A 1,633-nucleotide genomic window follows, 5' to 3' on the forward strand; every position below is an offset into this window, starting at 1 on the left:
TCAAAGCTAAAGGAAAAGGAATCAGAATTCCAGGGAAATGTGGCGGGCGATAAATGAAAAAATTATATTTTCTAAAATACGGCAGTAATAAATCTAAAAAAGAGATAAGTGAATTGTTGAATAATAAATGGGATATAACTTGCTCTGAACATGATAGCTATTATTTTGGGGTGTACTTCTCTTACTGTGGTCTTTATGCGGACAGATTAACTATTACAGATAATTATATCCCGCTATCCGACGAGTGGTTAGATGAAGAAAATAAAGAATTCTGTACATTAATAGAAGTATCTTTTATTAATGGAAAAAATTCTGATAAATTAAGTAGATATAAGTTTTTAAAAAATGTACTTAATCAGGTCGATATACTATCGATGATAAGTGACAAATATATTGAAGAAAATTAATCAATACTTGATAGGTTGTAGTAAAAACTCTCCTTGGATTATTTTGGCTTTTTACTTTCTTGACGTATTAGTAATATCCAGTTTAATTTGTACTAGCTTAAACTTAATCTGACAGACACTATCTACTCATCGGCATTCGTTCTAACACAATGACTGTCTGATGAGTAAAATAAATTTTCTAGCTGCTTTTCCTTAGCCAGTCCTTTTGTCTCTACCCAAGTTTGCCAAGGTGTCTTACCATAACAGTATTTCCCTGAATGTGCTCTTTCCCGATTGTAAAACTCTAGCCAAAGCTCAATATCTTGTTGTATCTCTTTCAATTCTGTATATATTTTACGTCTAAACATAATATCATAACATTCGGTCTTTATCGTCTTATGGAATCGCTCACATATACCATTCGTTTGCGGACTGTAGGCTTTTGTTTTCGTATGCTCTATATCCTCCAATATTAAGTCAAAAGTAAATGAGGGGTGGACAAACTTAGACTTAATGAAGAATGGATATGCTCCAATAGGCCCAGATGGAAAACAAATGAACCTTCATCATATATTAGGAAAAGAACCCGGCCCAATGGTCGAGTTAGTTTCCTCAACTCACAAACAATATCATAAGCAAATTCATGGATTAATTGAAAATGGAGGGAGCTTTAGAAATACATCTGCTCTAGATAGGCAGTATAATAAATTCAGAAAAGAATATTGGAAATTAAGAGCATTGGATTTTATGTGAGGTAACTATATGGGTGATATTAAAAATCTTGTTACGCGTTTAAATCATGGCGCTCAAGACGAAGTATATTGGCTTGGAGCTTGTGATGAATCACAAATTAACATACTTGAAAATAAGCTAAATTTGTCGTTACCAAATGAATTAAAAGAATTTATTTTATTGGTTGGTGGCGGAGGTGTTGTTGGTGAAGAAATATCAGGCATAGTTGATAATGATGCCTTGGCTGAGTCTGGAGGAGCTATTTATTATGATACTTGTCAGTGTCGAAAGGAATACTCGTTACCATCAGATATGGCAGTTATTTATTTTAAAGATGACGATGTATGTTGGTGTGTTGATTGTAGGAAAAATACTTATGGACAAATAGTTAATTATGATCTTTTCTCAAGAAAAATATCAAACGTTCTTGCACCGTCATTCAGATTTTTTTTTGAAGAATATGTAAACTTACGGACGTAAATTAAGACTGTCGCAACCAGAGATACTGGGAAACC

3 protein-coding genes and 1 pseudogene are annotated in these 1,633 nt (G+C 33.1%); 3 read left to right on the top strand and 1 reads right to left on the bottom strand.

All coding sequences use genetic code 11. The features are described 5' to 3' along the window. Positions 1–53: 53 nt before the first annotated feature. Positions 54–407, top strand: a complete 354-nt coding sequence (locus GY065_RS11030) for a hypothetical protein (RefSeq protein WP_174834157.1) — start codon at positions 54–56, stop codon at positions 405–407. A gap of 122 nt (positions 408–529) precedes the next feature. On the opposite strand, the pseudogene GY065_RS11035 reads toward GY065_RS11030, so the two are convergent. Continuing rightward, positions 530–862, bottom strand: a pseudogene (locus GY065_RS11035) (integrase core domain-containing protein); the annotation flags it as partial. Here GY065_RS11035 and GY065_RS11040 point away from each other — a divergent pair. Then, complete coding sequence (locus tag GY065_RS11040; protein ID WP_269147127.1) at positions 858–1,139, top strand: HNH/ENDO VII family nuclease; 282 nt, start codon at positions 858–860, stop codon at positions 1,137–1,139. The pseudogene GY065_RS11035 and the gene GY065_RS11040 sit on opposite strands and share 5 nt — an antisense overlap. Before the next feature lie 9 nt (positions 1,140–1,148). After that, on the top strand, positions 1,149–1,598 hold the full coding sequence (locus tag GY065_RS11045) for an SMI1/KNR4 family protein (protein ID WP_025315295.1): 450 nt from the start codon (positions 1,149–1,151) through the stop codon (positions 1,596–1,598). Positions 1,599–1,633: the final 35 nt, after the last annotated feature.

Source organism: Snodgrassella sp. ESL0323 (assembly GCF_013346865.1).
In the GTDB taxonomy this organism is placed as follows: Bacteria; Pseudomonadota; Gammaproteobacteria; order Burkholderiales; family Neisseriaceae; genus Snodgrassella; species Snodgrassella alvi.

Bases quoted from the DNA above. Each gene is read 5' to 3' on its own strand.
- GY065_RS11045 (WP_025315295.1), top strand. From the start codon at position 1,149: ATGGGTGATATTAAAAATCTTGTTACGCGTTTAAATCATGGCGCTCAA.
- GY065_RS11030 (WP_174834157.1), top strand. From the start codon at position 54: ATGAAAAAATTATATTTTCTAAAATACGGCAGTAATAAATCTAAAAAA.